The sequence below is a fragment of the Streptomyces sp. NPDC001985 genome, from assembly GCF_040296845.1.
GTDB lineage: Bacteria > Actinomycetota > Actinomycetes > Streptomycetales > Streptomycetaceae > Streptomyces.
The window spans coordinates 1-25802 of record NZ_JBEOYB010000089.1 but is presented as its reverse complement, the minus strand read 5'-3'; the positions used below and the strand labels follow the sequence as shown (position 1 = coordinate 25802).

General features: G+C 71.7%; 25 protein-coding genes. 7 read left to right on the top strand and 18 right to left on the bottom strand.

All coding sequences use genetic code 11. The features are described 5' to 3' along the window. Window positions 1-1697, top strand: a 1697-nt coding sequence (locus ABT122_RS29320) for an MDR family MFS transporter (protein WP_502976229.1), incomplete at its 5' end; no start/stop codon positions are given. A 94-nt stretch (window positions 1698-1791) separates the two neighbouring features. Here ABT122_RS29320 and ABT122_RS29315 read toward each other — a convergent pair. The 17 genes from ABT122_RS29315 to ABT122_RS29235 all read right to left on the bottom strand — a co-directional run bounded on the left by ABT122_RS29315 (window position 1792) and on the right by ABT122_RS29235 (window position 19698). Further along, the gene (locus tag ABT122_RS29315; protein ID WP_351558446.1) at window positions 1792-3282 is read right to left on the bottom strand and encodes an FAD-binding oxidoreductase; all 1491 of its coding nucleotides are present in this window, start codon (window positions 3280-3282) and stop codon (window positions 1792-1794) included. Window positions 3283-3594: 312 nt separating this feature from the next. Beyond that, window positions 3595-4098, bottom strand: a complete 504-nt coding sequence (locus ABT122_RS29310) for a MarR family winged helix-turn-helix transcriptional regulator (protein WP_351558444.1) — start codon at window positions 4096-4098, stop codon at window positions 3595-3597. Continuing rightward, window positions 4099-4986, bottom strand: coding sequence for a class I SAM-dependent methyltransferase (locus ABT122_RS29305; RefSeq protein ID WP_351558442.1), 888 nt, complete (start codon window positions 4984-4986; stop codon window positions 4099-4101). Beyond that, window positions 4979-5512 (bottom strand): VOC family protein, encoded by a 534-nt coding sequence (locus ABT122_RS29300; RefSeq protein ID WP_351558441.1) that lies wholly within the window; start codon window positions 5510-5512, stop codon window positions 4979-4981. The genes ABT122_RS29305 and ABT122_RS29300 overlap by 8 nt, the downstream gene beginning before the upstream one ends. Continuing rightward, entirely contained in the window at window positions 5509-5838 is a 330-nt protein-coding gene (locus tag ABT122_RS29295) for a hypothetical protein (RefSeq protein ID WP_351558439.1), read from the bottom strand. Before ABT122_RS29295 ends, ABT122_RS29300 begins: the two co-directional genes overlap by 4 nt. After that, window positions 5835-6935, bottom strand: coding sequence for a class I SAM-dependent methyltransferase (locus tag ABT122_RS29290; RefSeq protein WP_351558437.1), 1101 nt, complete (start codon window positions 6933-6935; stop codon window positions 5835-5837). Before ABT122_RS29290 ends, ABT122_RS29295 begins: the two co-directional genes overlap by 4 nt. Window positions 6936-6955: 20 nt before the next feature. After that, on the bottom strand, window positions 6956-8509 hold the full coding sequence (locus ABT122_RS29285; RefSeq protein WP_351558435.1) for an ABC transporter substrate-binding protein: 1554 nt from the start codon (window positions 8507-8509) through the stop codon (window positions 6956-6958). Continuing rightward, window positions 8506-9462, bottom strand: a complete 957-nt coding sequence (locus ABT122_RS29280) for an ABC transporter ATP-binding protein (protein WP_351558433.1) — start codon at window positions 9460-9462, stop codon at window positions 8506-8508. Before ABT122_RS29280 ends, ABT122_RS29285 begins: the two co-directional genes overlap by 4 nt. Continuing rightward, window positions 9459-10442 (bottom strand): ABC transporter ATP-binding protein, encoded by a 984-nt coding sequence (locus tag ABT122_RS29275; RefSeq protein ID WP_351558431.1) that lies wholly within the window; start codon window positions 10440-10442, stop codon window positions 9459-9461. Before ABT122_RS29275 ends, ABT122_RS29280 begins: the two co-directional genes overlap by 4 nt. A gap of 62 nt (window positions 10443-10504) precedes the next feature. Then, window positions 10505-11407, bottom strand: a complete 903-nt coding sequence (locus ABT122_RS29270; protein WP_351558429.1) for an ABC transporter permease — start codon at window positions 11405-11407, stop codon at window positions 10505-10507. A 3-nt stretch (window positions 11408-11410) separates the two neighbouring features. Continuing rightward, window positions 11411-12370: an ABC transporter permease gene (locus tag ABT122_RS29265; RefSeq protein ID WP_351558427.1), complete on the bottom strand. Its 960-nt coding sequence runs from the start codon at window positions 12368-12370 to the stop codon at window positions 11411-11413. Between the two features lie 77 nt (window positions 12371-12447). After that, window positions 12448-13455: an SDR family oxidoreductase gene (locus ABT122_RS29260; RefSeq protein WP_351558425.1), complete on the bottom strand. Its 1008-nt coding sequence runs from the start codon at window positions 13453-13455 to the stop codon at window positions 12448-12450. A gap of 240 nt (window positions 13456-13695) precedes the next feature. Further along, the gene (locus tag ABT122_RS29255) at window positions 13696-15099 is read right to left on the bottom strand and encodes an aldehyde dehydrogenase family protein (protein ID WP_351558423.1); all 1404 of its coding nucleotides are present in this window, start codon (window positions 15097-15099) and stop codon (window positions 13696-13698) included. Window positions 15100-15113: 14 nt separating this feature from the next. Next, a complete protein-coding gene (locus ABT122_RS29250; protein WP_351558421.1) occupies window positions 15114-15947 on the bottom strand; it encodes a maleate cis-trans isomerase family protein in 834 nt (277 codons plus the stop codon). After that, a complete protein-coding gene (locus ABT122_RS29245; protein ID WP_351558419.1) occupies window positions 15941-17080 on the bottom strand; it encodes an FAD-dependent oxidoreductase in 1140 nt (379 codons plus the stop codon). Before ABT122_RS29245 ends, ABT122_RS29250 begins: the two co-directional genes overlap by 7 nt. Window positions 17081-17361: 281 nt before the next feature. After that, window positions 17362-18243 (bottom strand): HpcH/HpaI aldolase/citrate lyase family protein, encoded by an 882-nt coding sequence (locus ABT122_RS29240; RefSeq protein WP_351558417.1) that lies wholly within the window; start codon window positions 18241-18243, stop codon window positions 17362-17364. 6 nt (window positions 18244-18249) lie between these two features. Then, complete coding sequence (locus ABT122_RS29235) at window positions 18250-19698, bottom strand: dihydroorotase (protein WP_351558415.1); 1449 nt, start codon at window positions 19696-19698, stop codon at window positions 18250-18252. Between the two features lie 163 nt (window positions 19699-19861). Between ABT122_RS29235 and ABT122_RS29230 the strand changes: the two genes are divergently transcribed. From ABT122_RS29230 to ABT122_RS29215, 4 genes are all read left to right on the top strand, one after another. Then, the gene (locus tag ABT122_RS29230; protein ID WP_351558413.1) at window positions 19862-21061 is read left to right on the top strand and encodes a CaiB/BaiF CoA transferase family protein; all 1200 of its coding nucleotides are present in this window, start codon (window positions 19862-19864) and stop codon (window positions 21059-21061) included. Between the two features lies 1 nt (window position 21062). After that, window positions 21063-21836: a cyclase family protein gene (locus ABT122_RS29225; protein WP_351558411.1), complete on the top strand. Its 774-nt coding sequence runs from the start codon at window positions 21063-21065 to the stop codon at window positions 21834-21836. Next, complete coding sequence (locus tag ABT122_RS29220; RefSeq protein ID WP_351558409.1) at window positions 21829-23247, top strand: MmgE/PrpD family protein; 1419 nt, start codon at window positions 21829-21831, stop codon at window positions 23245-23247. The genes ABT122_RS29225 and ABT122_RS29220 overlap by 8 nt, the downstream gene beginning before the upstream one ends. Window positions 23248-23378: 131 nt before the next feature. Next, on the top strand, window positions 23379-24194 hold the full coding sequence (locus ABT122_RS29215; RefSeq protein ID WP_351558407.1) for an IclR family transcriptional regulator: 816 nt from the start codon (window positions 23379-23381) through the stop codon (window positions 24192-24194). Between the two features lie 61 nt (window positions 24195-24255). Here the strand turns inward: ABT122_RS29215 and ABT122_RS29210 are convergent, their stop codons facing one another. Next, window positions 24256-24603: a PRC-barrel domain containing protein gene (locus tag ABT122_RS29210; RefSeq protein WP_351558405.1), complete on the bottom strand. Its 348-nt coding sequence runs from the start codon at window positions 24601-24603 to the stop codon at window positions 24256-24258. A gap of 401 nt (window positions 24604-25004) precedes the next feature. Between ABT122_RS29210 and ABT122_RS29205 the strand changes: the two genes are divergently transcribed. Then, entirely contained in the window at window positions 25005-25430 is a 426-nt protein-coding gene (locus ABT122_RS29205; RefSeq protein WP_351558403.1) for a DUF2267 domain-containing protein, read from the top strand. A gap of 97 nt (window positions 25431-25527) precedes the next feature. Continuing rightward, on the top strand, window positions 25528-25701 hold the full coding sequence (locus tag ABT122_RS29200) for a CsbD family protein (protein ID WP_351558401.1): 174 nt from the start codon (window positions 25528-25530) through the stop codon (window positions 25699-25701). Window positions 25702-25802 lie beyond the last annotated feature (101 nt).

Sequence of the window (25802 nt, the reverse complement as noted above, 5' to 3'; positions counted from 1 at the left end):
GACTGTGCGGACCCGCCCCCGCCCCGCGCCGCCCCCGCCCCGTCCAGCGCGCGGGTGACGACATGACCTCATCGGGCACGGCCGCCCACGGCACGGAGGACGGCGCGGGCGGCGGCCCGAACACCCCGGTCCGGCTGACCCACCGGCAGATCGTCACCGTTCTCTGGGGTCTGATGCTGGGGATGTTCCTCGGCGCGCTCGACCAGATGGTGGTGGCCTCCGCGCTGCGCACCATCGCCGACGACCTCCAGGGGCTGACCGCCCAGGCGTGGGTGACCACGGCGTATCTGGTGGCCGCCACCATCGCGACCCCGCTGTACGGAAAGCTCTCCGACATCTACGGCCGCCGGCCGGTCTATCTGAGCGCGATCGTCATCTTCACCGTGGGTTCGCTGCTGTGCGGGTTCGCCGACTCCATCCACCAGCTCGCGGGCTTCCGCGCGGTGCAGGGGCTCGGCGGCGGCGGGCTGATGTCCCTCGCCATGACGATCATCGCCGACATCACCTCGCCCCGGGAGCGCGGCCGTTACCAGGGCTACATCACGGCCGTCTTCGCCGGCGCGAGCGTGGCCGGTCCGCTGGTGGGCGGGGTCTTCGCGGAGCGCTCCACCCTGCTCGGGCTCGACGGCTGGCGCTGGATCTTCCTGATCAATGTGCCGCTGGCGGCGCTCGCCATCGCCGTGGTGCTGCGGGTGCTGCATGTGCCGCACCGGCCGGTGCGGCACCGGCTGGACTACGGCGGGGCGGCGGCGCTCGCGGTGGGCATCGTTCCGCTGCTCGTCGTCGCCGAGCAGGGGCGGGGCTGGGGGTGGGGCTCCCCCAGGACGCTGGCGCTGTGCGCCGTCGGGGTGGCCGGCCTCGCGGTCTTCGTCCTGGTGGAGCGGAGGATGGGCGACGCCGCCCTGCTGCCGCTGCGGCTCTTCGGCATCAAGGCGTTCCGGCTGGGCTCTCTGCTGCACTTCATCGTCGGCACGGTGATGTTCGGCTCGATGGCGATGCTTCCGCTGTACCTTCAGCTCGCCCAGGGGATGAGCCCGATCGGCGCGGGGCTGGCCACCCTGCCCATGGTGGTGGCGAATGTGGTCGTCACCCTGGCGGTGGGCCGGCTGATAGCGCGGACGGGGAAGTTCAAGGTGCATCTGGTGGCGGGGATCGCCGCCTTCGCGGTGGCCATGCTGGTGTTCGCGACGCTCCGGGTGGAGACGCCGCTGTGGTGGGTCTCCGTCGGCATGCTGTTCATGGGCGCGGGGATGGGTGCGGCGATGCAGACGATCACCATCCTCGCCCAGTCCGACGTGCCCCAGGGGGACATGGGGGCGGCGACCGCTTCGGTGAACTTCTTCCGCTCGAACGGCGGCACGGTGGGCACCGCCGCTTTCCTCTCCATCTTCTTCTCGCTGGCGGGCCCCAGGATCAGCGCGGGGCTCGCCGACGCCGGTGAGGACCCGGCGTTCCGCCGGCTGGCCGGCGAGCCGGCCAACGCGGGGCCGCTGGAGGAGGTGGTGCGCGCCGACGGCGGGGTGAACCTGGAGGACTCGGCCTTCCTCCACGGCCTGGACGCGCCGGTCGCCCTGCCGTTCGTGGAGGGGTATGTCAGCGCCGCGCAGCCGGTGTTCCTCACCGGCGCCGCCGTGGCCCTGATCGCCGTGGTGATCGCCGCGTGGCGGGTGCCGGACACCAGGCTCTCCGCCGACTAGGTCGTCTCTTTCGGATCGGGCCGCGGAGACGGCGGAGAGGGCGGCCGGACAACCGTCGCGTGGTTGTCGGGTCCGCCCCCTCCGCCGCGTGGGGCTACTCGCTCGGCAGCTCGATCGACTGGGAGTGGCGGAAGAAGTTCCGCGGGTCCCACTTCGCCTTGATCTGCTGGAGCCTCGGGTAGTTGTCCTTGTAGTACAGCACGTGGTGGGACGTGCCCGACCGGTTGAACGAGGGATCGCTCAGGTCGTTGTCCGGGTAGTTGATGTAGCAGCCGTCGGTGATCCCGTTCGGCACCGGGACACCGCCCGTGTCGGCGTACAGGTCCTGGTAGAGCGAGCGCATCCAGTTGATGTTCCGCTCGTCGTCCTCGGCCTGGTGCCAGTACGACTCGAAGTACACCAGCAGCAGGGCGTCGCGGTGGGTGACCGCGGTGTCCTCGTCCTCCAGATCGGTGATCCGGCCCAGCACGGAGTTGATCACCAGGAAGGTGTACGGGTTGGGGTTCTTGATCTCCGTCAGATACCGGTAGATGGTGGCGATCTGGTGATCGGGGAAGGCGTCCTTCATATACGTCGACTTGTGGCAGGTCCGCAGGTTGGGGCTGGTGATCGTCTCACCCGCGGTCATGGTCTGCCCGGTCGCCTTCAGGAACGGCTGCTCCGAGATGTTGTTCATCACCGGCTGGACGCCCAGCGCCTCGGCGGCGAAGTCGATGAAGTCGTCCACCAGCTTCCGCGCGTTGGGCAGGGTCGAGTCCATCTGCGCGACCACATTGAAGGTGCCCTTGTCGGAGTGCTGGACGAAGATCCAGTGACCGAGGTCGAGATAGGGCGAGTCGGTGGAGCCGTGCTCCTTGGACCAGTCGGCGTACGCCCGGAAGAAGGAGGCGAACCCCTCCTCCGTGATGGTGTCCCACGCCCAGGCCGCGAAGATGGAGTAGACGCTGGACGGCGCCTTGGGGAGCAGGTCGCCCGGGTCGCCCTCGGCGTCGCGGCTGCGCATCCAGAAGCGGGTGACCACACCGAAGTTGCCGCCGCCGCCACCGGCGATGGCCCAGGCCAGGTCGTGGTTGGGGTCCTCCGGGTCACGGGTGGCGACCACCGCCCGGACCTCGCCGTCCGCGTCCACGGTGACGACCTCGACCGCGTACATGTGGTCGCTGACGATGCCGTACGGGCGGGAGAGGATGCCGTAGCCGCCGCCGGAGATGTGTCCGCCGGCGCCCGTGTTGTAACAGCCGCCGCCGGGGAGGGTGACTCCCCAGCCGAGGTACAGCTTCTCGTAGATCTTGAGGAGGGTGGCGCCGGGCTCGATGACGAAGGCGTTGTACTCCTCGTCGAAGTCGACCTGGTCCATCAGCCGCAGATCGACGATGATCTCGGTGTCGTCGTTGAAGACGAGGTTCTCGCAACTGTGTCCGCCGCTGCGGAGCGAGATCATCTTGTCGTCGCGGACCGCCTCCCGGACGATCTCGACGACCTGCGCGGTGGTGGCCGGCAGCCGGACGGACTCGGGGGACGCCACATGGCGGTTGTTGCCGTGACCTCTGACCATGCTCGGGTAGCGCGGGTCGTCGGGCGTCACGGTGGGGATGGCACCGGCGGGCTGCCGGCGTGGTGTGCTGTGCGGGGCCGAGGTGGCCGCAGGGGAGTCTGCCCCGCCCGTGGCCCCGCCGCCGGACGCGGCGCCCTCGGTATCCGTCCCGGCCAGAAACCCTCGCTTGTCCACGTGCTTCACACTCCCGCGTATCGTGAGCCGGCCTCTGTGAGCTGTCTCTGCCTGCTGCGCTCCCACCCTCGCGGTCGCGCACCGGATACCGGGCAACTCCCCTGAGTATTTGTCAGGTCCGCCGGGGCCGTCCGGGAACCCGCGGGAAGCGGTCCCCGGACGGCGTGCTCACCGGGTGAAGATGTCCCGGTCCCGGGCGGGCAGCGCGGACAGCACGGCGGGTTCGAGCCAGGACAGGACCCTGGTCAGCACCCGCATCGCGGTGGCCAGGTCCTCGGTGCCCACCAGCTCCCGCATCTCCCGCTGGAGCCCGGAGACGACCGCGTACACCTCCGGTTCGAGCGCCCGGCCGGAGGCCGTGAGGGTGATGATCTGCCGGCGGCCGTCGGCCGGGTCCGGGGAGCGCAGTACCAGCCCCGCGCGCTCCAGATCGCCCAGGAGCAGGGTCCCGGACGGTCTGGCGAGGGCGAGCGAGGTCACGAAGTCGTGCTGGTGCATGCGTCCTTCGGGGGAACGCCAGAGTCTGACGAGCGCCGCGGCCTGGGCGTAGGTGACGCCCAGGGGCCGCAGCGCACCCGACAGACGGTCCTGGACGAGCCGTGAGGTCAGCGTCAGCAGACCGCTGAGGTGATTCTCCGACCCGAGGAACGCGCCCTCACCGTTGTCCGCCACCTAAACGAGATTACCCTTGCGGGCGCGCCAGCTCGCGGACTGGCTGTGCCGCTCCACCATCACGATCTCCTCGCACCCCAACTCCGCGAGCAGGGCGGGGTGGTCGGCCCGGGAGTAGTCGAGCATGAAGGGCTCGACATTGTTCCGGACCATGCCCTCGCGCTGCCGCCAGTCCCGCTCGTTCTCCGGGATGGCCCAGTCGAAGAAGCCCAGGAATCCGCCGGGTGCGCAGACCCTCACCATCTCCCGGACGGTCCGGTCGATCTGGTAGGCGGGCATCTCGTGCAGCAGATGGGACTCGTGGACCACGTCGAACTCGCCGTCGCCGAAGTACGACAGATCGCCGGAGTCCATGTGGTAGAAGCTGACGTTCTCCAGGCCCAGCTCCCTGGCCCGCGCGCGTGCCCAGCGCAGCACGGAGGGGGAGAGATCGACCCCGATCACCTCGGCGTCGGGGAAGACCTGGGCGTAGACGAAGGCCGTGGCCCCGGTGCCCGCGCCGACCTCCAGGACGCGCCGGGGGCGCACCCCCCGGTCGAGCACCTGGCTCTGCACCCACCACTGGATCTGTTCGCGCTTGCCGAGCGGGAAGTCCTCGGCCATCCGCTCCAGCCGGTACCCCATGGACGGGTGCATCCAGTGCAGTCCGTTCATGTGGTGGACGGGGTTGGAGATGTAGTACGAGGGGAAGTCGGCCGGCCGTTCCTGTCCCGGGGCCAGCAGATCGGAGAGGTCGCCGGGGCCGGTGGCCTTCGGTGCCCGGTGCATCTCCCACCGGATGATCGCGCGGGAGAGCCTGGGGTGCTTCCTGGCCAGCCGCAGGGAGAGCAGGGTGGGCTTCCAGCCCTCGGGCAGGGGTGGTCGCGGACGGGTCGTCTGATCAGCCATCGCTCTCCTCCGGGCCGGGCACATACCTCGGGTGGTCGAGGTAGCGGGGGGTGTCGGGTGTTTCGAGGTTCTGCTCGCTGACGCACCGTTCGTTGGGGGCCTGGATCTTGATGATGTTGTTGTCGGGGTCGAGGAGGGTGAGGAGCCGGCCGTACTGGCCCTTGAACTCGGGGGTGAAGTACGGCACTCCCATGGCCTCCAGATGGGCCTTGGCCCGGGTGAGGTCGTCCACCTGGAAGGTCACCGAGACGGGGGTGTCCCACACATCGGCGGGCTTCCCGCTCGGCACTCCCCGGCCGGTGATCTCGATCCGGCGGTTGTCCGGGCCCACCAGGACGGCCATGCGGAAGGGCCGGTGGGGCACCCGGATGGGGATGTCGAACTCCAGCTTGAAGCCGAGGACATTGCGGTACCAGCGCACGGCCCGGGGCTGGTCGGTGGAGCGGATGGTGATCATGCTGGTGCGCCAGAGGATCGACTCGTCGCTCTGCGAGGGTTCGCGCTCCAGCCAGAGGGGTGCGGTCACGAGCCCGCCGCCCTGAGCGCGGCGTCGGCCTTGAGGGTGGCCTCGGGGCCCATGAGGTCGGAGGCGAGCGGGCCGAGGAGCCGGTCGAAGAACGCGTCCCGGTCGGTGCGCCACTCCGCCTCGGCCCCGGCGGGGATCACATAGCTCTCGGCCGCGTTCTCGGGCAGGGTGCCGCCGTCGGTGAGCAGCCGCTCCAGTACGCGGACCCGGTCGCGCAGGACATAGGTCTCGCCGGCGAGGGCGAGGACCATGCCGAGGAGCTTGTCGATGGCGGGGTCGTCGAAGAAGACCATCTGGCCGTCGACGATCCTGGGTGCTTGCTTCATGCGGGCTTCCTTCCCGTGACCAGCCGCCAGCCGCCGGCCCGGGCCCTGCGGGGGTCCGGGGGCGCGGCGGAGGCGTAGGACTTCTTGTCGCCGTGCCGGAACGCGTCCACGACCGTCGTGCTGACCTCGGTGTAGCCCGCGTCGATGAGGGGCTTCTCCAGATCCGATCTGAAGAAGTCCGACATATATGGCTCATTGTTGATATGGGCGTGCCAGTCCATCATGAACAGGCCGTAGGTGGAGGGGAGTTCACCGGCGGTGTAGATGGCGAACCGTCCATCGGGCGCCAGCAGCCGGAAGCTCTCCCGGATGATCGCCGCGATCTTCTCGGCCGGCATCTCGTGGAAGATCATGGTGGAGGTGGCGAGCTGGAACGAGCCGGACGCGAGTCCGGTGGCGGAGGCGTCCTTCTGGAGGAAGCGGATGTCCAGGCCCCGGTCGGCGGCCTTGAGATGGGCCCACTTCAGGAAGGGGGCCGCCAGGTCGACCCCGATGACCTCGGCGCCCGGGAAGGCCTCCGCGAGGCCGAAGGTGCCATCGCCGGTGCCGCAGCCCAGATCGATGATCCGCCGGTAGAGGCCCTTGGGGAGCGCCTCGGTCTTCGCCCGGTGGATGGAGCCGACGTTCTCCAGGCCCGCGAAGTGGATGCGGGTGCCGAAGTCGTAGACCGGTCCGTCCAGGTCGTCGCGCCAGTAGCCGCCCTTCTCCAGGTGGTAGTCCGTGTCCGCGTAGTACGCGGGCATCTCCAGGGCGGGGTCCAGCTCCAGCCCCTCGATGGCAGCGATCCGCTCCTCCAGCTCGGCCCGGTGCCCCTCGATGTACGCGTGGGTGCCGTGCGGTCCGTACTTCATCAGCAGCTGGGTGTGGCGCTGGAGGTACATGAAGTACCGGAAGAGCGGGGATTCCTCGATGACCTCCCCGATCTCGGTGGTCTCCTCGGGGGCCCGGCCGTGCGCCGCCTCCCAGCCGGCGGCCCGGCTGTCGAAGGCGTCGAGGAGGGGGTGGTGGAGTCCGGCCCAGCCGATGCGCAGCCCCAGATAGAAGTCGAGATAGGCGCGGTCCGTGCCCGTGACGGGCTGGTCGTTGAGTCCAAGCATGATCGTTTCTCCTGTTCTCCTTAACGGCTGGTGAGGCTCACGCCGCGCAGATTCAGCCGGCCGAGGAGCAGGGCCTTCTCATCGAGGCCGCTGACCTCCGCCCTGCGGGCGACGAGGAGTTTGGGGTAGACCGGGGGCAGCTCGACGGCCTCCTCGGTCAGCATCCGGTTGAGTCCGCTCGCCAGCCGGGTCCGCTCGGCCTCGTCCGATGTGGCGAAGAGCCGGGCGAAATCCCGGTCGAAGGCACGGTCGCGGAAGCCCGGGTTCTGCCGGGAGGCGGCCCGGTACACGGTGAACTGGGAGAGCGGCATGGCGCCGCCGACCAGGCCGTACTCCTGGACGGTGAGGGACATGTCGTAGTCCCGGATCAGCCAGCGGCGGTTCCAGTTCGCCGGGTCGGCCACATCCAGGCTCACCTTGATGCCGAGCCTGCCCCAGTTCTCGGCGTAGACCTGGGCGATGTCCCGGGCGGCGCCGCTGGTGGAGACCATGATCTTGAATGTGGTGTCCCTGGCGGCGCCCGACCGCTCCAGCAGCTCCCGGGCCCGGGAGAGATCGGGTTCCGCCGGGTAGGGCCGGTAGCCGGGGTCGTGGCCGACGACATTGGGGCCGAGCGGGCCCTGGGCGGTCAGCGCCTCACCGTGGAAGACGGCCTCGCGCACCCCCTCGCGGTCCATGGCGAAGGCGAGCGCCCTGCGGAAGTCCGGGTGGTCGAAGGGCTTGCGGGTCATATTGAGCATGGCCCGGATGCCGCCGGTCCCCTGGACTCCGTGGAGCCGCAGCGAGCGGTCGCGGGTGATCCCCGCGATATCGACGGGCTGCACCCCGGTGGCGATGTGGATTCTGCCCTCGCGGAGGTTGACCAGCCGGGTGGAGGGGTCGGGCACCGAGGTCATCACGATCGCCGACAGCTTCGGCCGGGGGCCCCAGTGGCCGTCGAACCTGGTCAGCCGCATGGACTGGCCGGTGACGACCTTGTCCACCCGGAAGGGCCCGGTGGCCACCAGCTTGGCCTTCTCCGCGATGAAGTCCCGGTGGCTGATGGGGATACGGGCCAGCTGGTCCGGGAGGATGCCGTACGGGCCGGTCAGCTCCAGCCGTACCGTCGCCGGGTCCACCACGACGGCGCGCTTGAACCAGGGGGCGAGCAGGGAGAGGAACTGGCTCCTGCCCCGGCTGCCGGGGATGAAGTTGAAGCTCGCCGCGACATGCTCGGCGGTGAGGTCGTCACCGTTGTGGAACCGTACGCCCTCGCGCAGCCGGACCGTCCAGGACAGCCCGCCCGGGCCGGGCTCGGGCAGGGCGGTGGCCAGGTGCGGGACGAGCCGGCCGGCCGGGTCGTGGGTGAGCAGGGCGTCGGTGGCGGGCTCGGTGACCCAGCGGACGTTCTGGGAGTTGGAGTAGAGCGGCGCGAACCCCACCGGCACCTCGAAGAGCCCGACGGAGAGGGTGTCGGAGCCGCCCGGCGAGGCGGACTCCTCGGCGCCGGCGCACCCGGCGAGCGCGGCTCCGGCGGCGACGGCGGAGGTGAGGCGCAGGACATCGCGTCTGGAGTGGCCTTCGAGAAGGGTCATGACGGGCTCCATGCTGTGAGATGGCAGGCAGTGAGATGCCCGTCGCCGACGGGCCGGGCGGGCGGCCGGGTCCGCGCGCACTCGGGCAGGACATGCGGGCAGCGGGTGCGGAAGCGGCAGCCGCTCGGCGGGTCGACCGCCGACGGCACCTCCCCGGAGAGCGGGAGGAGTTCCTTGCGGCGCCGGGGGTCGGGCAGCGGCACCGAGTCCAGGAGCGAGCGGGTGTAGGGGTGGGCGGGGCGGTCGAAGACCTCATCGGCCTCCCCCGACTCGACGACGTGCCCCAGATACATCACCAGCACCTGGTCGGCGAGGAGCCGGGCCACATCGATCTCATGGGTGATCAGGAGATAGGTCAGCCCCAGGTCGTCGCGGAGATCGCAGAGCAGATTGACCAGGCCCGCCTTGACGCTGACGTCGAGACTCGCCGTCGGCTCGTCGAGCACCAGGAGCCGGGGCCGGGCGGCGAGCGCGCGGGCGATGGTGACGCGCTGGAGTTCCCCGCCGCTGACATCCGCCGGATAGCGCAGCAGGAAGTCCGCGGGGAGGCCGGTGAGGTCGAGCAGCTCCCGGACCCGGGCGGCGCGCCCTTTGCGGTCCAGATCGGGGCGGTGGATGAGCAGGGGCTGCTGGAGCGCGTGCCCGATGGTCTTGCGCCGGTTCAGCGCCGACCACGGGTTCTGCGCCACGAGCTGTACCCGCCGCTCCCCCGGGATCGTGATCGAGCCGGAGGTGGGATCGGTGAGCCCGAGGAGCAGCCGGGCCACGGTGGACTTGCCGCAGCCGGACTCGCCGATGATGGCGAGGGTCTCGCCCTCGGCCACCCGGAAGCCGACATCGTCGACCGCGTGGACGGTGCGCGCGGCCCCGCTCCGGAACCAGGAGCCGGGGGTTCTGCCCTGGCGGAGGGAGAAGTGCTTGGTCAGGCCCTGGGCCTCGACGGCGGTCGTCATGCCGCGGCCTCCGTGGTGTTCCGGGCGCCGGCGGCGTCCTCGGGGAAGTGGCAGCGCACGACCGCGCCGCCCGTCTGTCTCGCCTCGGGCTCCTGCTCACGGCAGCGGGCCTCGGCCCGGGGGCAGCGGGGGGCGAACGGGCAGCCCGGCAGCCGGTTGGCGCCGGCGGCCGTCCCCCCGATCACCGCGATGCGCTCGCCCCGCCGGTAGCGGCTGGGCAGGGCCCGCAGCAGGGCCCGGGTGTAGGGGTGGCGGGGGTGGTCGAACAGCTCCCCGATCGGGGCGGTCTCGACCAGCCGGCCCGCGTACATCACCCCGACCCGGTCGCAGACCTGGGCGATCACCCCCAGGTCGTGGCTGACGAAGACGACTCCGAGTCCGAGGCGCTCGCGCAGATCCAGGATGAGCCGGAGCACCTGGGCCTGGACGGTGGCGTCCAGGGTGGTGGTGGGCTCGTCGGCGAGGAGCAGGGACGGCCGCCGGGCCAGCGCGGAGAGCATGATCAGCAGCCGTTGGAGCTGTCCGCCGGAGAACTCGAAGGGGTAGCCGTCGAGCCGTTCGGCGACCGCGCGCAGCCCCACCTGGCCGAGGAGGTCCTCGACCTCGGACTGCGGCATGTCCCCGAGGAACCAGCGGAGCTGTTTGCGCAGCGGGGTGACCTGGCTCAGCGAGGTCATGGGGCGCTGGGGGATGAGCCCGATGCCGGTGCCCCGGACTCCGCGCAGCCCGGCGGCGTTCAGCGCCATCAGGTCGGTGCCCTGGAACTCCAGCCGGCGGGCGCCGGCGACGGCGACTCCGGGCAGCAGCCGCATGACGGCCGAGAGCACGGTGCTCTTGCCGCTGCCCGACTCGCCCACCAGCCCCAGGACTTCACCGGGCGCGAGGTCGAACGACACGCCCCGGACGGCCGGGACCCGGCCCCGGGCGGTGTCGAAGACCACGTCCAGATCACGGACGGCGAGCAGGGGTTCGGTCCGCATGGGCGCTCCCGTGGTGCTTGTGCGGCGGTCTGCCGGGTCTCGTGGGGAGCCGGGGATCTCCATCAGCGCTCCCCCCGGTCGAGGAGGTCGTTGGCACCGTCACCGAGGAGGCCGAAGCCGACGGTGGCGACGAGCAGGACCAGGCCGGGCATGACGCAGTACCACCAGGCGCCGGCCATCATGTAGCGGGTGGCGTCGGCGATGACTCCGCCGAGCGTGGGGGTGGGCGGCTGCACTCCGACCCCGAGGAAGCCGAGGGCCCCCTCGGCGAACACCGCGACCGCCATCCACAGACAGCTCTGCACGATGACCGGCGGGAGGACGTTGACCATCAGCTCATCCATGATCACCCGGCGCCGGGAGACCCCGAGGAGCCGGAGCGCCGGGATGTAGTCCTCCTGGACCTCGGCGAGGGTGGCCGCGCGGGCGACCCGGGCGAAGTAGGGGGTGGCCGCGATGGCGATCAGCAGGATGATCTTCCCGGCGGCGCTGACCTCGATGGGGCCGAGGTGGAAGGAGGTGACCCCGGTGACGCCGAGCACCACCATGGCGAAGACGAAGAGCGGCACCGTCTGGATCGCCTCGAAGACCCGCATGATCAGTTCGTCCGGCCAGCGGCCGGCGAAGTAGCCCGCGCAGACACCCAGCGGCAGGGCGAAGACCAGGCCGATGCCGACGCTGATCACGGCGACCAGGACGGAGACCCGGGCGCCGGCCGCCACCCGGGAGAGCAGATCGCGCCCGAGGTGGTCGGTGCCGAACCAGTGGGCGGCCGAGGGAGCGGCCAGGGGGTCCCCGGTGCGCTCCAGCGGGTCGACGGTGAGCATCGGGCCGAGGACCGCGAGGAGCAGATAGCCGAGGACGAGGGTGACCCCGATGACCGTCATCCCGCTGACATGGCGGCCTCTGACGACGAGCCGGCGTCGGTGACCGGCCCGCGCACGGGTGGGAGAGATGGTGGTCATGGCTCAGGCACCTGCGAATTTCTGCCGGACGCGAGGGTTCAGGGCCGCGTAGAGGATGTCGACGATCAGATTCGCGAGCAGGAAGAAGACGGCGAGCGAGAGCGTGGCGCCGACGGCCAGCGGATAGTCCTGCCGGCGGATGCTGTCGACCAGGAGCCGTCCCATGCCGGGCAGGTTGAAGAGGTTCTCGATGAGGACCGAGCCGCTCAGCATCACGCCGACCAGCTGGCCCACCACCGCGGTGGTGGGGAGCAGCGAGTTGCGGAAGGCGAGCGAGCGGTTGATCCGCCGCTCCGGCAGGCCCATGGCCCGGCCGAACCGCACATAGTCGGTGCGCACCGACTCGATCATCGAGACCCGCAGGGTGTTGGCGGTGACACCGAAGGTGCCGAGGCCGAGCACGAAGGCGGGCAGGACGAGGGAGCGCAGATGCCCCAGGGGGTCCTCGGCGATCCCCACCCAGCCGCTGGACGGCAGCACCCCGGGCAGATAGAGCCCGAAGAGCAGCACGAGCAGGGCGCCGAGCCAGAAGCTGGGGACGGCGATGGAGAGGTTGCCGATGATCCGGACGGCCGCGTCCACCGGGGTGTCCCGGCGGGCGGCGGCGACCCGTCCCGCGATCAGGGCGAGCGGTATCCAGAAGAGCAGGGACACCAGGGTGAGTTCGAGGGTGATCGGGAGTCTGAGCAGCAGCTCGTGGGAGACGGTGTCCCCGGTGAAGATCGATTCGCCGAGGTCTCCGGTGAGGACGCGGCCCAGTTCGGTCGCGTACTGCACCATCAGCGGCTGGTCCAGGCCGAGTTCGCGCTCCACATGGGCGATCTCGGCCGGGGAGGCGTCCGCGCCGACGATCAGATAGGCCGGACTCCCCGGGGCCATGCGCATCAGGAAGAAGACAAGGGTCAGGACGATGAGAAGGACCACCGCCATGGCGGTGGCACGGCGGAGTACGTGGGCTGCCAACGGAGCCTCACTTCCGTTAGGTTACCTAACTGATGGACTGGGCCGGGGAGCGGGAGCCCCTCCGGCCCGCGCAGTCCTCACGGTGTGGGTGAGTAGTGCTCTCTGAACAGGCGGAAGGCGGCGATCAGCTCGGGGTCGTGGTCCTCGGAGCCCTCGGGCCTGAGCAGTCCGAAGCGGAAGGCGCCTTCGCCCTTCTCGTTGTGGAGCACGACCCAGTACTCGGTCCGTCCCGAGTGCCGGCCCGGGCCCTCGCCGAAGACCGGGCGCCACCGGGTCTTCCGGGAGAAGTGCAGCTCGGGGCCGTCGAAGTAGTTGACGTAGTTCTCGGAGACCTGCCAGTGGGTGAAGTGCTCCCTGGCCTCGGCCATGGCCTCGCCGGTGGAGCCGCCGAAGACCGCCAGGTGGACCCGGCCGAGCCGTTTGAGGTCGAAGAGGAAGTCGACGATGTTCAGCCGGGGGGCGAGCGCGTCCAGGGCCTCGGCCGGTGCGAGGTCGCCGCCGAGGACCTCGACGGCCCGGCCGGAGTGGTCGTGCCGGCCGAGGAGTTCGGTGACGACGGCGGCCACATCGGCGCGGCTGACCTTTCCCCGGCCGAGCCCGTTGCCGAGCCGCACCCGGCCCGTCGGCTCCTCGTCGGTGAGCCCGCCGGGCCGCAGTACGGTCCAGTCCAGACCGCTGCCGGCGAGGTGGGCCTCGGCCTTCGCCTTGATCTCCAGATAGGGGCGGAGGAAGTCCGGGGAGCGCTCGGGGTTGTCGGTGCCCTTGGAGGTCACCAGGACGAAACGTTTCACCCCCTGGCGTACCGAGGCGTCGATCAGGGCGGCCGCCGCGGTGTGGTCCAGGGCGCCGGCCACTTCCACGGAGCCGCCGCCGGGGCCGGCCAGCCAGACGACCGCGTCGGCGCCGGCGACGGCCCGGTCCAGGTCGGCCGCGGAGGCGGCGACCAGATCGCAGGGCAGGGACTCGGCGCCGGGAACGGGTGCGTCGGAACGGGTCAGCGCCCGGGTGGCGTGCCCGGCGGCGGTCAGCAGCGGGATGAGACGGCGACCGGTGCGACCGGTCGCGCCCGCGACGACGATGAGCATGGAGGGGCTCCTCTGATGGGGTGGAGTGGGATGGTGCGGGGGCCGGATGCGGCCCCCGCACGGGGCCGGGTGCAAGGGGCCGGCGGGGCGGGGTGCGGGGGTCCGGCGGGGCCGGCGGGAAGCGGGCCGGGTGGGTCGGATCGCACCGGATCGCGCGGTGCCGGAGGGAAACGGAGGCGAGTCGGATCGGGAGTGGACCGGATCGGGATCGGGACGGGTGGGAGGGGTGGGAAGGGGTGGTCAGAAGTCGTAGCCGGGGGGAATCCCCGGTTCCGTCGAGGTCCAGACGCTCTTGGTCCAGGTGTAGAGGCGCACCGCGTCCGGGCCGCCCTCCCTGCCGTACCCCGAGCGGTCGACCCCGCCGAACGGCACGCTGTCCGAGAGCATCCGGTAGGTGTTGAGCCAGACCGTGCCCGCGCGCAGCCGGTGGGCCATACGGTGGGCCCGGCCGAGATCCGTGGTCCAGACCCCGGCGGCGAGCCCGAAGTCGGTGGCGTGGGCCAGCTCCACCGCCTCCTCCTCGGTGGAGAAGGGCAGCACCGCGAGGACCGGTCCGAAGATCTCCTCCCGCATCACCCGCATCCCGGGGTCGACCCCCGTGAACAGGGTCGGCGGCACATAGAAGCCGCCGGATTCCGGGCCCGGGCAGACGGCCTCGGCCGCGAGCGTCGCGCCCTCGTCGAGACCGGCCCGGATCATGGCGAGGGTCTTGTCCCGCTGCCCCGGGGTGACCTGCGGACCGACCTGGGTGCGCGGATCGCGCGGATCGCCGACCCGCAGCCCCGCCACGGCCCCGGTCAGCCGCGCCACAAAGGTCTCGTACACCTCGCGCTGGACCAGCAGCCGGGAGCCCGCGATGCACATCTGGCCGGTGGCGCTGAACGCGCCGAGGAGTACGGAGGCGAGCGCGGCGTCGAGATCCGCGTCGGCGAAGACGATCTGCGGCGACTTGCCGCCCAGCTCCATGGCGACGGGGGTGAGGTGCTCGGCGGCGGCCCGGGCGATCACCCGGCCGGTGGCGTCGGCGCCGGTGAAGACGATCAGATCGGCCCTCGGGTCGGAGACCAGCGCCCGGCCGGTCTCCGCGCCCCCGGTGAGCACCTGCGCCATCCCCTCGGGCAGCCCCGCCTCCGCCAGCACCCCGGCGAGCATCAGCGCGGTCAGCGGTGTCTCCTCGGCGGGCTTGAGCAGGCTCACATTGCCGAAGGCCAGCGCGGGGGCGATCTTCTTCGCGGCGAAGACATAGGGCACGTTCCAGGGGATGACCCCGACGGCCACCCCGTACGGCTCGCGCCGGGTGTACGTGTGGAACGGCCCTGCCACATCGAGGGTGTCCCCGGTGACCTTGTCCGCGAGTCCGCCGTAGTACGCGAAACAGGCGGCGGCCCGGCCCGCCTCGCGCCGGGTGTCCTTCAGCGGCTTCCCGGTGTTGAGGGTCTCCGTCCGGGCGAACTCCTCGACCCGGTCCTCCAGCAGGCCCGCGATCCTGAGCAGGATTCTGCCCCGGCGCTCGGACGGGACCTTACGCCACTCCTCCAGCGCCTTGCGCGCGGTGCCGTACGCCTGGTCGACGGCGGTGGCGTCCATCCGCTCGACCTGGCCGAGCACCTCGCCGTCGATCGGGCTCACTACGTTGGTGGGCATGTCGAGCGGTCCCTTCAGTGGTCGGCCAGCAACCGGCCAGCGCCCGTGAAACGGTCGTTGATCCCGGTGGCCCGCAGTCCCGCCCACAGCGTGGCGGTGTTGATGGCGACGACCGGGATGTCCAGCCGCCGTTCCAGCGACACGGCGAGGGCGGCGAACCAGAGGTTGGTGCCGACCTGCACGATGGCGTCCGGCCGGGCCCGGGCGAGCCGGTCCACCGCCCGGACGAGGACCTCCTCGCCGACCTCGGCGATCTGGTGCGCCGAGGTGCAGAGCAGGGTGTGGTAGCCGGCGATCGCGAATCCGGCCTCGGTGAAGTAGTTCCGGACCTCGCGGTCGTTGACGGGCCGGTAGGGGCTGAGGACGGAGATCCGGCGGGCGCCCAGGGCGCGCAGCGCCAGCGTGCAGGCCGTCGATCCGGCGGTGGCGGGCACTCCGGCCCGGGCGGCGATCTCCGCCTCGTAGGCCCCGGCCCCGGCGAGCCCGCCGTAGAACGTGGGGGCCGACATGCCGAGCAGCACACGGTCGGGCCGGCAGGTCATCACCGAGCGCAGGGCGCCGGGCACCCCCTCCCGTACGTCGCCCAGCAGCCGGGTGGTGTCGTCGTCGCTGGCCACCGAGGGGGCGGGGACGAGCATCCGGCCGGTGTGGAGGGTGACTCCCCGGGGGGCCATCGCCGCGTACTCGCCCTCCACGACGGTGTTGGTGGAGGGCACCAGGACCGCGAGCCGGGCCCGGCGCTCGTCGATGCGCGGCGGGAGAACGGCCTCCGCCGGACCCGCGCCCGGCCCCGGCCCGGGGCCCGCCGCACCGGTCGCGGGGCCCGGGCCGCCGCCCGTGCTCAGCACGGCAGCAGCCCCTGTCCGCGTACGGCGTTGAGCATCGAGGAGTCGAGCAGCCAGCGCCGGGCGCGGACCGGGTCGGCGGCGGTGGCGGCCAGTTCCCGCTGGGCGGCGAGCCGCCGGGCGGGGTCCTTCTCGCCCAGGGCGCGGGCGTTGCGGTCGGTGATGATCCGCACATAGTCGAGAGCGACCCGGCGGCGCTGCTCGGCCCAGCCGTCGAGATCCCCGGGCAGGGCTTCCACCAGCGAGAACGCATCGTGGATGCCGTTGTTCATCCCCATGCCGCCGATGGGGCTGTTCACATGGGCCGCGTCGCCGATCAACAGAACCCTCCCCTCCCGGAAGCGCTCGGCCACCCGCTGGTGGATGAAGTAGAGCTGGTGGTGGACGATCTCGTAGGGGACGGGGCTGGGGACGACCCGCTGGAGCATCCGCTCCCAGACGGCGGGGTCGCGGATCTCCTCCCGGACCGGGAAGAGGACCCGCCAGGCGTCGGGGGCGCGCAGCAGCACCACGTATTCGTCGGGGTCGGAGATGTAGTTGACCTTCTCCAGCCCCGGGAGGTGGTCCTCGAAGGGGAAGGGGGTGAGCAGGACCAGATAGCGGTCCTCGTAGGTGAACCCCTCGAAGGCGATGCCGAGTTGTTCCCGGACGGCGCCGGAGGCACCGCCCGCGTCGATCAGAAGGTCGCCCCGGGCGGTCAGCGGGCCCCCGGGACCCTCCACGCCGGCGGTGACTCCCCGCGCGTCCTGCCGGACGCCGAGCACCCGGTGCCGGAAGCGGACCCGGTCCCCCAGCCGGTCCAGGAGCAGTTCGCAGAGTCTGTGCTGCTCGGCCTGGAGCCGGAAGGGAAAGGCGGTGTCGGCCGCGAGGTGGGCGTGGTCGAAGTTGGCCACCAGTCCGCGTTCGCGGTCCCGGTGCTGGTGGACGGGGGCCTTGAGGCCCTGTTCGATGAGTGGTTCCGCGATGCCGACGCGGTGGAGCAGATCGAGTGTGGGCGGGTGGAAGGTCGAGGCGCGGGGTTCGGTGCTGATCTCTTCCCGGGCTTCGAACACCTCCACGGTGTGACCCGCTTCGGCGAGCAGAACGGCGGCGGTCAGACCCACGGGGCCTGCCCCGGCAACAAGGACATGTGGCACGGCTGCCTCCCAGTTGTTAGGGGATAAAACAACTTTGCCGACAAGGCGTCAATACCTTTGAGCCGGTCAATTGGCCGGTAAAATTCGGGAGATGGGTGTTTGGGCACGCGGGGACCGCGCTGATCTGCGAGGGAGCCCAAGGGATACGGCGCTGTGCCGGGGCTCCGGGGTGCGGTGGCCGATTCCCGACGATCGGCGCGGGACTATGGCGCGGGGCTAGGGCGCGGGGCTAGGGCGCGGAGGTATGGCGCGGGGCTAGGGCGCGGGGGTATGGCGCGGGACTACGGCGCGGGGGCGCCGGGCGTTCCGGCCCCGTCCAGGAGGCGCCGGGCCGCGCGGACGACGGCCTCGTCGACGAACCGTCCCCGCCCGTCCAGACAGACACCCGCGCCCGCCGCCCTGGCCGCCTCGTACCGCCCGAGGAGATCGCGGGCACGCGCCAGCTCATCCCCCGACGGGGTGAAGACCTCATGGACCACGGCGAGCTGGGCGGGGTGGACGCAGGCCCGGCCGCGGAACCCGAGCCGGCGCAGCGCGAGCGTCGACTCCCGGAGCCGGCCGAGGTCGCGGAAGTCGGTGCTCACCGGGGCCATCGGCGGGTCGATCCCGGCCGCCGCCGAGGCGAGGACGGTACGGGAGCGGGCGTACAGCATTCCGCTCTCGTCGCCGCCCGGTTCGACACCGGTCTCGGCGCGCAGATCCGCCTCGCCCAGTTGCAGCCGTACGACCCGGGGTCCGGCGGCCAGTAACGGCGCGGCCAGCACGGCGCGGGCCGACTCCAGCAGGGGTACGACGCCGAGGGTGCCCGGCCGCCGGCCGCTCCCGCGCTCGGCCTCCCGCAGCGCGCCGTCCAGTTCCGCCAGCCGCTCGGCGCTCTCCGTCTTGGCGGCGCAGACCCCCGCGAGCGGCACCGAGGGCGGCCCGGACGCGACCTCGGCGATATCGGCGAGCCCCGCGGCGCCGGGGTTGATCCGGACCCACAGACGCGCGGGGACGCGCGGGGGGAGCGAGGCGAGCCACTCGGCGACACTCCGCCGCGCCGCTTCCCTGCCGTCCGGCGGTACCGCGTCCTCCAGATCGATGATGAGTTCGTCGGCGCCCCGGTCGAGCGCCCTGGCGAGTTTCCCCGGCGCGTCGCCCGGGACGTACAGCGCGGACCTCATACGGGCTCAGTCGCGGCGCAGATAGGTGCCGGACGGCTCGCCGAGGACCTCGGGGCCGTCGTCGCCCAGCCGGTAGGCGAGCCGGCCGCCGACCACGGTGGCCACCGGCCAGCCCTTGACCTCGACCCCGTCGAAGGGGCAGTGGTCCTGGCCGGAGAGGAGCATGGCGGTGTCCACCCGGCGCTCCAGGTCCAGGTCCACCACGGTGAGGTCGGCATCGAAACCGATGCCGAGACCGCCCTTGCGGCCCCAGAGGTTGTAGGCCCTGGCGGGGTTGGCGGAGGCCAGTTCGGCGATCCGGGTGAGCGGGAGGCCGCGGCGGTGGTGGCCCTCGCTGAGGAGCACCGGGTAGAGCAGCGCGGTGCCGCCGAAGCCGGGCCGGGCGGGCCAGAGTTCGTCGCCCTTGTTCTCCTCCAGACAGCAGGCGTGGTCGGACGCCACCCAGCTGACCTCGCCGTCCCGGATGCCCTGCCAGAGGAACTCGCTGTCCCCCGGGGTGCGGATGGGCGGGTTGACCTTGCCGCCGAGACCGCCGCGCGCGTCCAGGGTGTCGTGGTCCAGGCAGAGGTGGTGGAGGGTGACCTCGAACCGCGCGTCGTTGCGGTGCAGCGAGCGGGCGGTGAGCGCCGAGCGGAGCGCGTCGGCGCTGGAGAGATGGAGCAGATTGACCTGGGTGCCGGTGTGTCCGGCGAGGGTGGTGGCCTCGGAGATCGCGACCTGTTCGGTGAGGGTGGGGCGCCCGTCGGAGTAGGCCCTGAGGTTCTGCGGCTGTCCGCTCGCCCGGGTGCGGTCGATGAAGACCCGCATCAGCTCGGCCTGTTCGCAGTGGAGGGAGAGGGAGAGCCGCAGCCCGGGGTGGTCGCGCTGGGTCTTCGCGAGCTGCTCCAGGATCAGATAGAGATGTCCGAGGTCGTACTCGTCGCCCATGGTGAAGGCGCGGGCGTCCCGGCTGTTCGCGGCGAGGTCGAAGCCCTTGTAGAACATGTAGTACTTGAAGGACGTGACGCCGTGGTCGGCGACGAGGGAGGGTATCTCCCCGATCTGCTCCACGGTCATGGGCGCGAGATGGAAGCCGTAGTCGGTGAACGACCGCCCGGCGACGGCGTCCAGCACCTCGGGGAAGATCTCGCGGTAGGGGCCGGTGCGGTCGAGGTAGTGGGCTCCGGTGCGGAAGTAGGAGAGCACCGAGGTCACTCCGCCGACCAGGCCGGAGCGGGTCTCCTCGAAGGTGTCGAGCGCCAGATCCCGGTAGATGCCGAGGTGGAAGTGGGCGTCCACGGCGCCGGGGAGGACCGCCTTGCCGGTCGCGTCGAGCACATCGGCGGCCTCGGCGGCGGGCAGGTCGTCGCCGATCGCGGCGATGCGGCCGGCGGAGACGGCGAGGTCGGCGCGGACCTCTCCGTGGTACGGGAGCACCAGGACTCCCCCTTTGACGAGCAGATCGTATCGAGTCATCAGGGCCGGCCCGGTCAGGTGTCTGACCTGCCGTCACCTCCCTCTCGTTGTCGGTGTCGCCCGGCTGTTCCAAAAATCGTAACGCCGTTCTACATTCAAGGGCCAGAGTCGGGGCATGAATTCGTAACAGCTTTCCGTTAACCGGAACATGCGAGGAGGACAGATGACTGAACCGGGACCTCTGGACGGGATCGTCGTACTCGATCTCGCGACCCTCTTCGCCGGGCCGCTCGCGGCGACGATCCTGGGCGACTACGGCGCCGAGGTCATCAAGGTCGAGCACCCGGTGAAGGGGGACCCCTCACGCGGCCACGGCCCCGCCAAGGACGGACACGGGCTGTGGTGGAAGATGCTCGGCCGCAACAAGAAGGCCATCACCTGCGACCTCGGCTCCGAGGACGGGGCCCGTCTGCTGCGCACCCTGGCCGCCGGGGCCGATGTGCTCATCGAGAACTTCCGGCCCGGCACCCTGGAGCGGTGGGGCCTCGACCCCGCCGTGCTGCGGGAGACCAACCCCGGGCTGGTCGTCGCCCGGGTCACCGGCTTCGGGCAGTTCGGGCCGTACGCCCGGCGGCCCGGCTTCGGCACCCTGGCCGAGTCGATGAGCGGGTTCGCCGCCGCCACCGGGGAACCCGGGGGGCCGCCGACCCTGCCGCCCTTCGGTCTCGCGGACGGCATAGCCGCCCTGACCTGCGTGAGCGCCGTCATGATGGCGCTGCACCACCGGGAGAGAAGCGGCGGCGACGGCCAGATCGTCGATCTCGCCATCATCGAGCCCCTGGTCACCCTGCTCGGTCCGCAGCCGATGATCTGGGACCAGCTCGGTGTCGTCCAGGAGCGCCGGGGCAACCGCTCGGCCAACAACGCGCCGCGCAACACCTACCGCACCCGGGACGGCCGCTGGGTGGCCGTCTCCACCAGCTCGCAGAACATCGCCGAGCGGGTGCTCACCCTGGTCGGACACCCCGAGGTCATCGACGAGCCCTGGTTCGCCGGCGGCAGCGGCCGGGCGCGCCACAGCGACCTCCTCGACGGCCATGTCGGCGGCTGGATCGCCGAGCGCGACGCCGACGAGGTCATCAGCGCCTTCGAGGAGGCCCAGGCCGCCATCGCGCCGGTCTACGACATCCGCGATGTCCTCGCCGATCCGCAGTACCGGGCCCTGGACACCGTCACCACCGTCGACGACCCCGACCTCGGGCCGCTGCGGATGCAGAACGTGCTCTTCCGGCTGGACCGGACCCCCGGCTCCATCCGCTCCACCGGCGCCGCCAAGGGCGCGCACAACCAGGAGATCTACGGCGGCAGACTCGGTCTGACCACCGGGGAGATCGACCGGCTCCACGCGAAGGGCGTCCTCTGACATGCGACTGATCGACCTCGCCCAACCCCTGCGACGGGGGATGCCCCAGTCGCCCAACCACCCCCCGTTCCGGATGGTCCCCGAGCGCCGGCACGGCGACATGGTGCGCCCCGACGGCGGCTCGGCGGCCAACGAGATCATCATCACCGGCGGCCATGTGGGCACCCATGTGGACGCCCTCGCCCATGTCTCCCAGGACGGTCTGCTGTACGGGGGGCTGCGGCCGGGCGACCTCGTCTCCCACGACGGCTTCAGCCGGCTCGGCATCGACGGCTTCGCGCCCTATGTCGGCCCCTGTCTCCTGCTCGACGTGGCCGCCGTGCACGGGGTCCGCACCCTGCCGGCGGGGTACGAGATCACCCCGGACGATCTGGACCGGGCCTCGGCCGGGCTCGATCCGCTCCCCGGCCAGGTGCTGCTGATCGGCACCGGCTGGTCCCGGCTGTGGGACGACGGGCCGTCGTTCACCGGCCACGCGGACGGTGTGCCGGGCCCCGGGGAGGCGGCGGGGCGGTGGCTCGCGGAGCGCCGGCCCCGGGCGGTCGGCGGCGAGACGATCGCCTTCGAGCGGCTCGCCCCCGGCCGGGGCCACACCACCCTGCCGGTGCACCGGGTGCTGCTCGTCGAGTCCGGGATCAACATCGTGGAGACGATGAAGCTCGACGAACTGCTGGACAGCGGGGTGCGGGAGTGCGAGCTGATCCTCAACCCGCTCAATATCGCCGGGGCGACCGGCGCGCCCGTCCGCCCGCTGGCGGTGATCCCCGGTGAGTGAGCGGCGCGGAGCGGCGGAGGAGACCACGGCGGTGCGGCGGCTGGCCCGGTTCGCGGCCGGCTGCCGCGACCGGGGGCTCCCCGGACCGGTCGCGGAGGACGTGGCGGGCCGGGTGCTCGACGTGGTCGGCAACTGCCACGCCGGCCGGGCCGAGGGCGGGCCCGGCGACGCCGTCCTGCGGACCGTGCGGGCCTGGGGCGGAACCCCGCAGTCCGGGGTGTTCGGCGACGCGGACCGCCTCCCCTCCCCCCAGGCCGCCCTGGTCAACGGCACCCTCGCGCACACCCTCGACTTCGACGACACCCATCTGCCCTCCGTGCTGCACCCCAGTGCCTCGGTGGTGCCCGCCGCCCTCGCGGTCGCCGAGGAAGTGGGGGCGAGCGGGGCGCGGTTGTCGGCGGCCGTCGCCGCCGGCATCGAGATCTGCGACCGCCTCGGCATGGCGTCCTACCTGCCCGAGCTGCGCAACTCCGTCTTCTTCGAGAAGGGCCAGCACGCCACCTCGATCTGCGGGACGCTGGCCGCGTCGGCGGCGGCGGCGCTGCTCTACGGACTCGACGAGGACGGCATCGCCGACGCGATGGGGGTGGCCGCCAGCATGGGGGCGGGCCTCCTGGAGGCCAACAGGACCGGCGGCACGGTCAAACGCGTCCACTGCGGCTGGGCCGCCCACGCCGGAGTGTCGGCCGCCGCCCTGGCACGGGCCGGGATCACCGGCCCGCCGACCGTGCTGGAGGGCCGGTTCGGCTTCTTCCGGGCCTGGCTGGACGGCATCTGCGACACGGAGGCGATGCTCGGCGGGCTCGGGGAGCGCTGGGAGACCCTGCGCACGGTCTACAAGCCCTACCCCTCGAACCACTTCACCCATCCGGCGATCGACTGCGCGCTCGCGCTGCGCGCGGCGGGGCTCGACCCCGACGACGTGGTCTCGGCCGAACTGGGGCTGCCCGCGCCGACACTGCGCACCGTGGCGGAGCCGCGCGAGCGGAAGATCCGGCCCGGGACCGCGTACCACGCCAAGTTCTCCGGGCCCTTCACCGTGGCCACGGCGCTGCTCGGAGGCGGGGGGCTCGGGGTCCATCTCGACGACTTCACCGAGGAGACCCTCGCCGATCCGCGGCGGCTCGCCCTGGCGGCGAGGGTGGAGTGCGTGGCGGACGAACGCGCCGGGGAGATCTTCCCGCACGCCTTCGCGGCGGTGCTGCGGGTCCGCACCCGGGGCGGTTCGGTCCTGGAGCACCGGGTGGACTCCTCGCTCGGCGGTCCCGGCAACCCGCTGAGCCGGGAGCAACTGCTGACGAAGTTCCGGCTGAACGCGGCCCGGGGCCTGCCGGACGCGGAGGTGACCCGCCTCGCGGACGCGGTCGCCGGGCTGGGCCGCACAGCGGACGTGCGGGGGTTGTTTCTATGATCGGACGGTCACCGGGGGCACCGCGCCCGGCCGGCGCACCGGCCCGTGAGCCACCGGGGCGGGCGGCGCACCCGGCCGTACCGGGTGGGAGCGCTCCCACACCACGATCGTGCCAAGGGGTAGGGAAGCCGATGCCGAATGACGCCCCCGGACCGGCGAGGGTCCGCAAGAAGGAGTCCGGGAGCCAGACGGCCGCCACCGTCGAACGCTCCGCCGATGTGCTGCTGCTCTTCGCCGAACCCGGTTCCGCCACCCTCGGGGTGACGGAGATCGCCGACCGCCTCGGGCTGTCGAAACCGGCCGTGCACCGCATCCTCGCCGCGCTGCGGGTACGGGGGCTGGTCGAGGCGGACGAGGAGACGCGGCGCTACGCGCTGGGGCCCAGCACCATGCGGCTCGGGCTCGCCTATCTGGACCGGATCGACATCCGCGCCCTGGCGGCCCCGGAGCTGGCGCGGCTCTCCCGGGAGACGAACGAGACGGCGACGCTCTCGGTCCTCAGCTCGGGCAGCCGGGTCTATGTGGACCAGGTGACGCCCAACCGGGAGGTCATCATGTCCGTGCGGCTGGGGATTCCCTATCCGCTGCACGCGGGCGCGTCGTCGAAGGCGTTTCTCGCGTTCCTGCCGGACGACGAGATCGACGCCTGTCTGGGGAGGGAGCTGGCGGGTCTCACCGACGCGACCATGACCGACGAGGCGGGGCTGCGGCGGGCCATCGCGACGATCCGCAGAAGGGGCTGGGCGCAGTCCGTCGCCGAGCGGCAGCCGGGCTCGGCCTCGGTGGCGGCGCCGGTCTTCGGCCACCACGGCAGCCCGGTGGGGGTCATCAGTGTCTGCGGCCCCAGGGAGCGGTTCCGCACCGAGGTGAAGCGGTGCGCGGAGGCGCTGCTGGAGGCCACGGGCCGGCTCTCGGCCCGGATGGGCGCGCCCGCTCAGGACCGCTGAGGAGCGCCCACCGCCCGCGTCGGCCGAGGCTGTGCCGCCCCGGCCGGCGCGTGCGCGGCGGTCAGTGGCCCGAGCTGTAGTAGCCGCCGAGCTGGTCCCGGTAGGCGGGGTCACCGAGGTGGGTGTCCTTGTCGAACTCCGGGGCGGCCTTGATCTCGTCCTTGGTACGGGAGACGTGGACCGTCCGCTTCTCGTGGTCGACCCGGGTGACGGTGCCGGCCGGGAGCATGACCTCCTTGCCGAAGATCCAGACCCCGGTGTCGACGACGAGGTACTGCGAGCCGACCTCGCTGGAGTACTTGTCGACCTTGCCGATATGGCCGTCCGTGGCCTCGACGCGATATCCCTGGAGGTCGTCGTCAGCGGTGTGGCCGGCGGTCGGCACGTAGGACCACAGATATTCCGACATGAAATGCTCCTTCGGTGAAAACGTATGGGGTGTGACAGTTCATCGCATGCCCGGCCTCATGGCTTTCACACCAATGGATTCATCTCGCCTGGAATATCGACGCTCCCGGTGCGTGTTTTCCCGGGCTTTCCGGTCCGGACTCGCCGATCGGAGTTTTCCGGTCAGGCCTTCCCGGTCAGGGCTTTCCGATCCGGATGACTGACCCCGCGGAACGGGGGAAGGCGGTCGGTACACCCGCTTCCGTGGAGGAGTTGACGATGCCGAACGGCACATTCGCAGCACACCGTGACCGGATCGACCCGCGGAAGCCCGCCGCCGAAGCCTCCGACCGCCCCTCCCGGCGGCGGCCCCCGCGCCCCGGAACCCCGGTGCGGCCCGGGACAGGGCGCCATATCCGGACCATGACCGATGACCGGTTCATCGAGACCGTGCGGTATCAGGGCCTCTACCCGACCCGTGAGGAAGCGGCCTATGTCACCCGTATCGCCCTGAGAACACTGGCGCGGCAGCTCTCCGACGCCGACCGGGCCGATCTGGCCGCCAAGCTTCCGCCGGGGGTGGCGCGCCATCTGACGGCACGGTCCGCCGCGGCCTCCCCGCTCACCGGGCAGGGGCTGGTGGAAGTGATGACCCGGAGCCTGCCCAGGGCCACTCCGGCCAACGCCCGCTGGGGCGCGGCGACCGTCTTCACCCTCGCAGCGCGGCTCGCGGGGACCGAATTGGTGTTCCGGCTGATCAAGGGGCTGCCCGAGGGGTACGCGCCGCTGTTCGGGCCGGGGTACGAGCGGCCGGTGGCGAGTAATTCGGGTACACCGTCACGGATATGAGAACGCCCCCGTGGAGCATCCGCCGCACATCTGCGGCACCGAGAACGTACTGATACGGTCGAAAGAGTTCATCCGAAACCCGAGGGATTGGGAAATCATGGCGGACAAGGAAAAGGCAAAGGCGAAGGTCGAGCAGACCAAGGGCAAGGTCAAGGAGGCGACGGGCCGCGCGGCGGGAAACGAGAGCCTGACCGCGAAGGGCCGGGCCGAGCAGGCCAAGGGCGACGCCCGCCAGGCCAAGGAGAAGGTCAAGGACACGTTCAAGCACTGACCCGGTCCCGGGCACGACTCGCGCCGTGCCGCCCGCGCTCGTCGTCCTCGCCGGTGTCGGCGCGGCGTTCGTCGAGCCGCTCGGATATCCGGCTGAGCCCC

What these genes read in the sequence shown, in the direction of transcription:
- ABT122_RS29305 (WP_351558442.1), bottom strand. Translation starts at nt 4,986, where the DNA reads ATGGCTGATCAGACGACCCGTCCGCGACCACCCCTGCCCGAGGGCTGG.
- ABT122_RS29295 (WP_351558439.1), bottom strand. Translation starts at nt 5,838, where the DNA reads ATGAAGCAAGCACCCAGGATCGTCGACGGCCAGATGGTCTTCTTCGAC.
- ABT122_RS29290 (WP_351558437.1), bottom strand. Translation starts at nt 6,935, where the DNA reads ATGCTTGGACTCAACGACCAGCCCGTCACGGGCACGGACCGCGCCTAT.
- ABT122_RS29285 (WP_351558435.1), bottom strand. Translation starts at nt 8,509, where the DNA reads ATGACCCTTCTCGAAGGCCACTCCAGACGCGATGTCCTGCGCCTCACC.
- ABT122_RS29280 (WP_351558433.1), bottom strand. Translation starts at nt 9,462, where the DNA reads ATGACGACCGCCGTCGAGGCCCAGGGCCTGACCAAGCACTTCTCCCTC.
- ABT122_RS29275 (WP_351558431.1), bottom strand. Translation starts at nt 10,442, where the DNA reads ATGCGGACCGAACCCCTGCTCGCCGTCCGTGATCTGGACGTGGTCTTC.
- ABT122_RS29270 (WP_351558429.1), bottom strand. Translation starts at nt 11,407, where the DNA reads ATGACCACCATCTCTCCCACCCGTGCGCGGGCCGGTCACCGACGCCGG.
- ABT122_RS29260 (WP_351558425.1), bottom strand. Translation starts at nt 13,455, where the DNA reads ATGCTCATCGTCGTCGCGGGCGCGACCGGTCGCACCGGTCGCCGTCTC.
- ABT122_RS29255 (WP_351558423.1), bottom strand. Translation starts at nt 15,099, where the DNA reads ATGCCCACCAACGTAGTGAGCCCGATCGACGGCGAGGTGCTCGGCCAG.
- ABT122_RS29240 (WP_351558417.1), bottom strand. Translation starts at nt 18,243, where the DNA reads ATGAGGTCCGCGCTGTACGTCCCGGGCGACGCGCCGGGGAAACTCGCC.
- ABT122_RS29235 (WP_351558415.1), bottom strand. Translation starts at nt 19,698, where the DNA reads ATGACTCGATACGATCTGCTCGTCAAAGGGGGAGTCCTGGTGCTCCCG.
- ABT122_RS29230 (WP_351558413.1), top strand. Translation starts at nt 19,862, where the DNA reads ATGACTGAACCGGGACCTCTGGACGGGATCGTCGTACTCGATCTCGCG.
- ABT122_RS29225 (WP_351558411.1), top strand. Translation starts at nt 21,063, where the DNA reads ATGCGACTGATCGACCTCGCCCAACCCCTGCGACGGGGGATGCCCCAG.
- ABT122_RS29215 (WP_351558407.1), top strand. Translation starts at nt 23,379, where the DNA reads ATGCCGAATGACGCCCCCGGACCGGCGAGGGTCCGCAAGAAGGAGTCC.
- ABT122_RS29210 (WP_351558405.1), bottom strand. Translation starts at nt 24,603, where the DNA reads ATGTCGGAATATCTGTGGTCCTACGTGCCGACCGCCGGCCACACCGCT.
- ABT122_RS29205 (WP_351558403.1), top strand. Translation starts at nt 25,005, where the DNA reads ATGACCGATGACCGGTTCATCGAGACCGTGCGGTATCAGGGCCTCTAC.
- ABT122_RS29200 (WP_351558401.1), top strand. Translation starts at nt 25,528, where the DNA reads ATGGCGGACAAGGAAAAGGCAAAGGCGAAGGTCGAGCAGACCAAGGGC.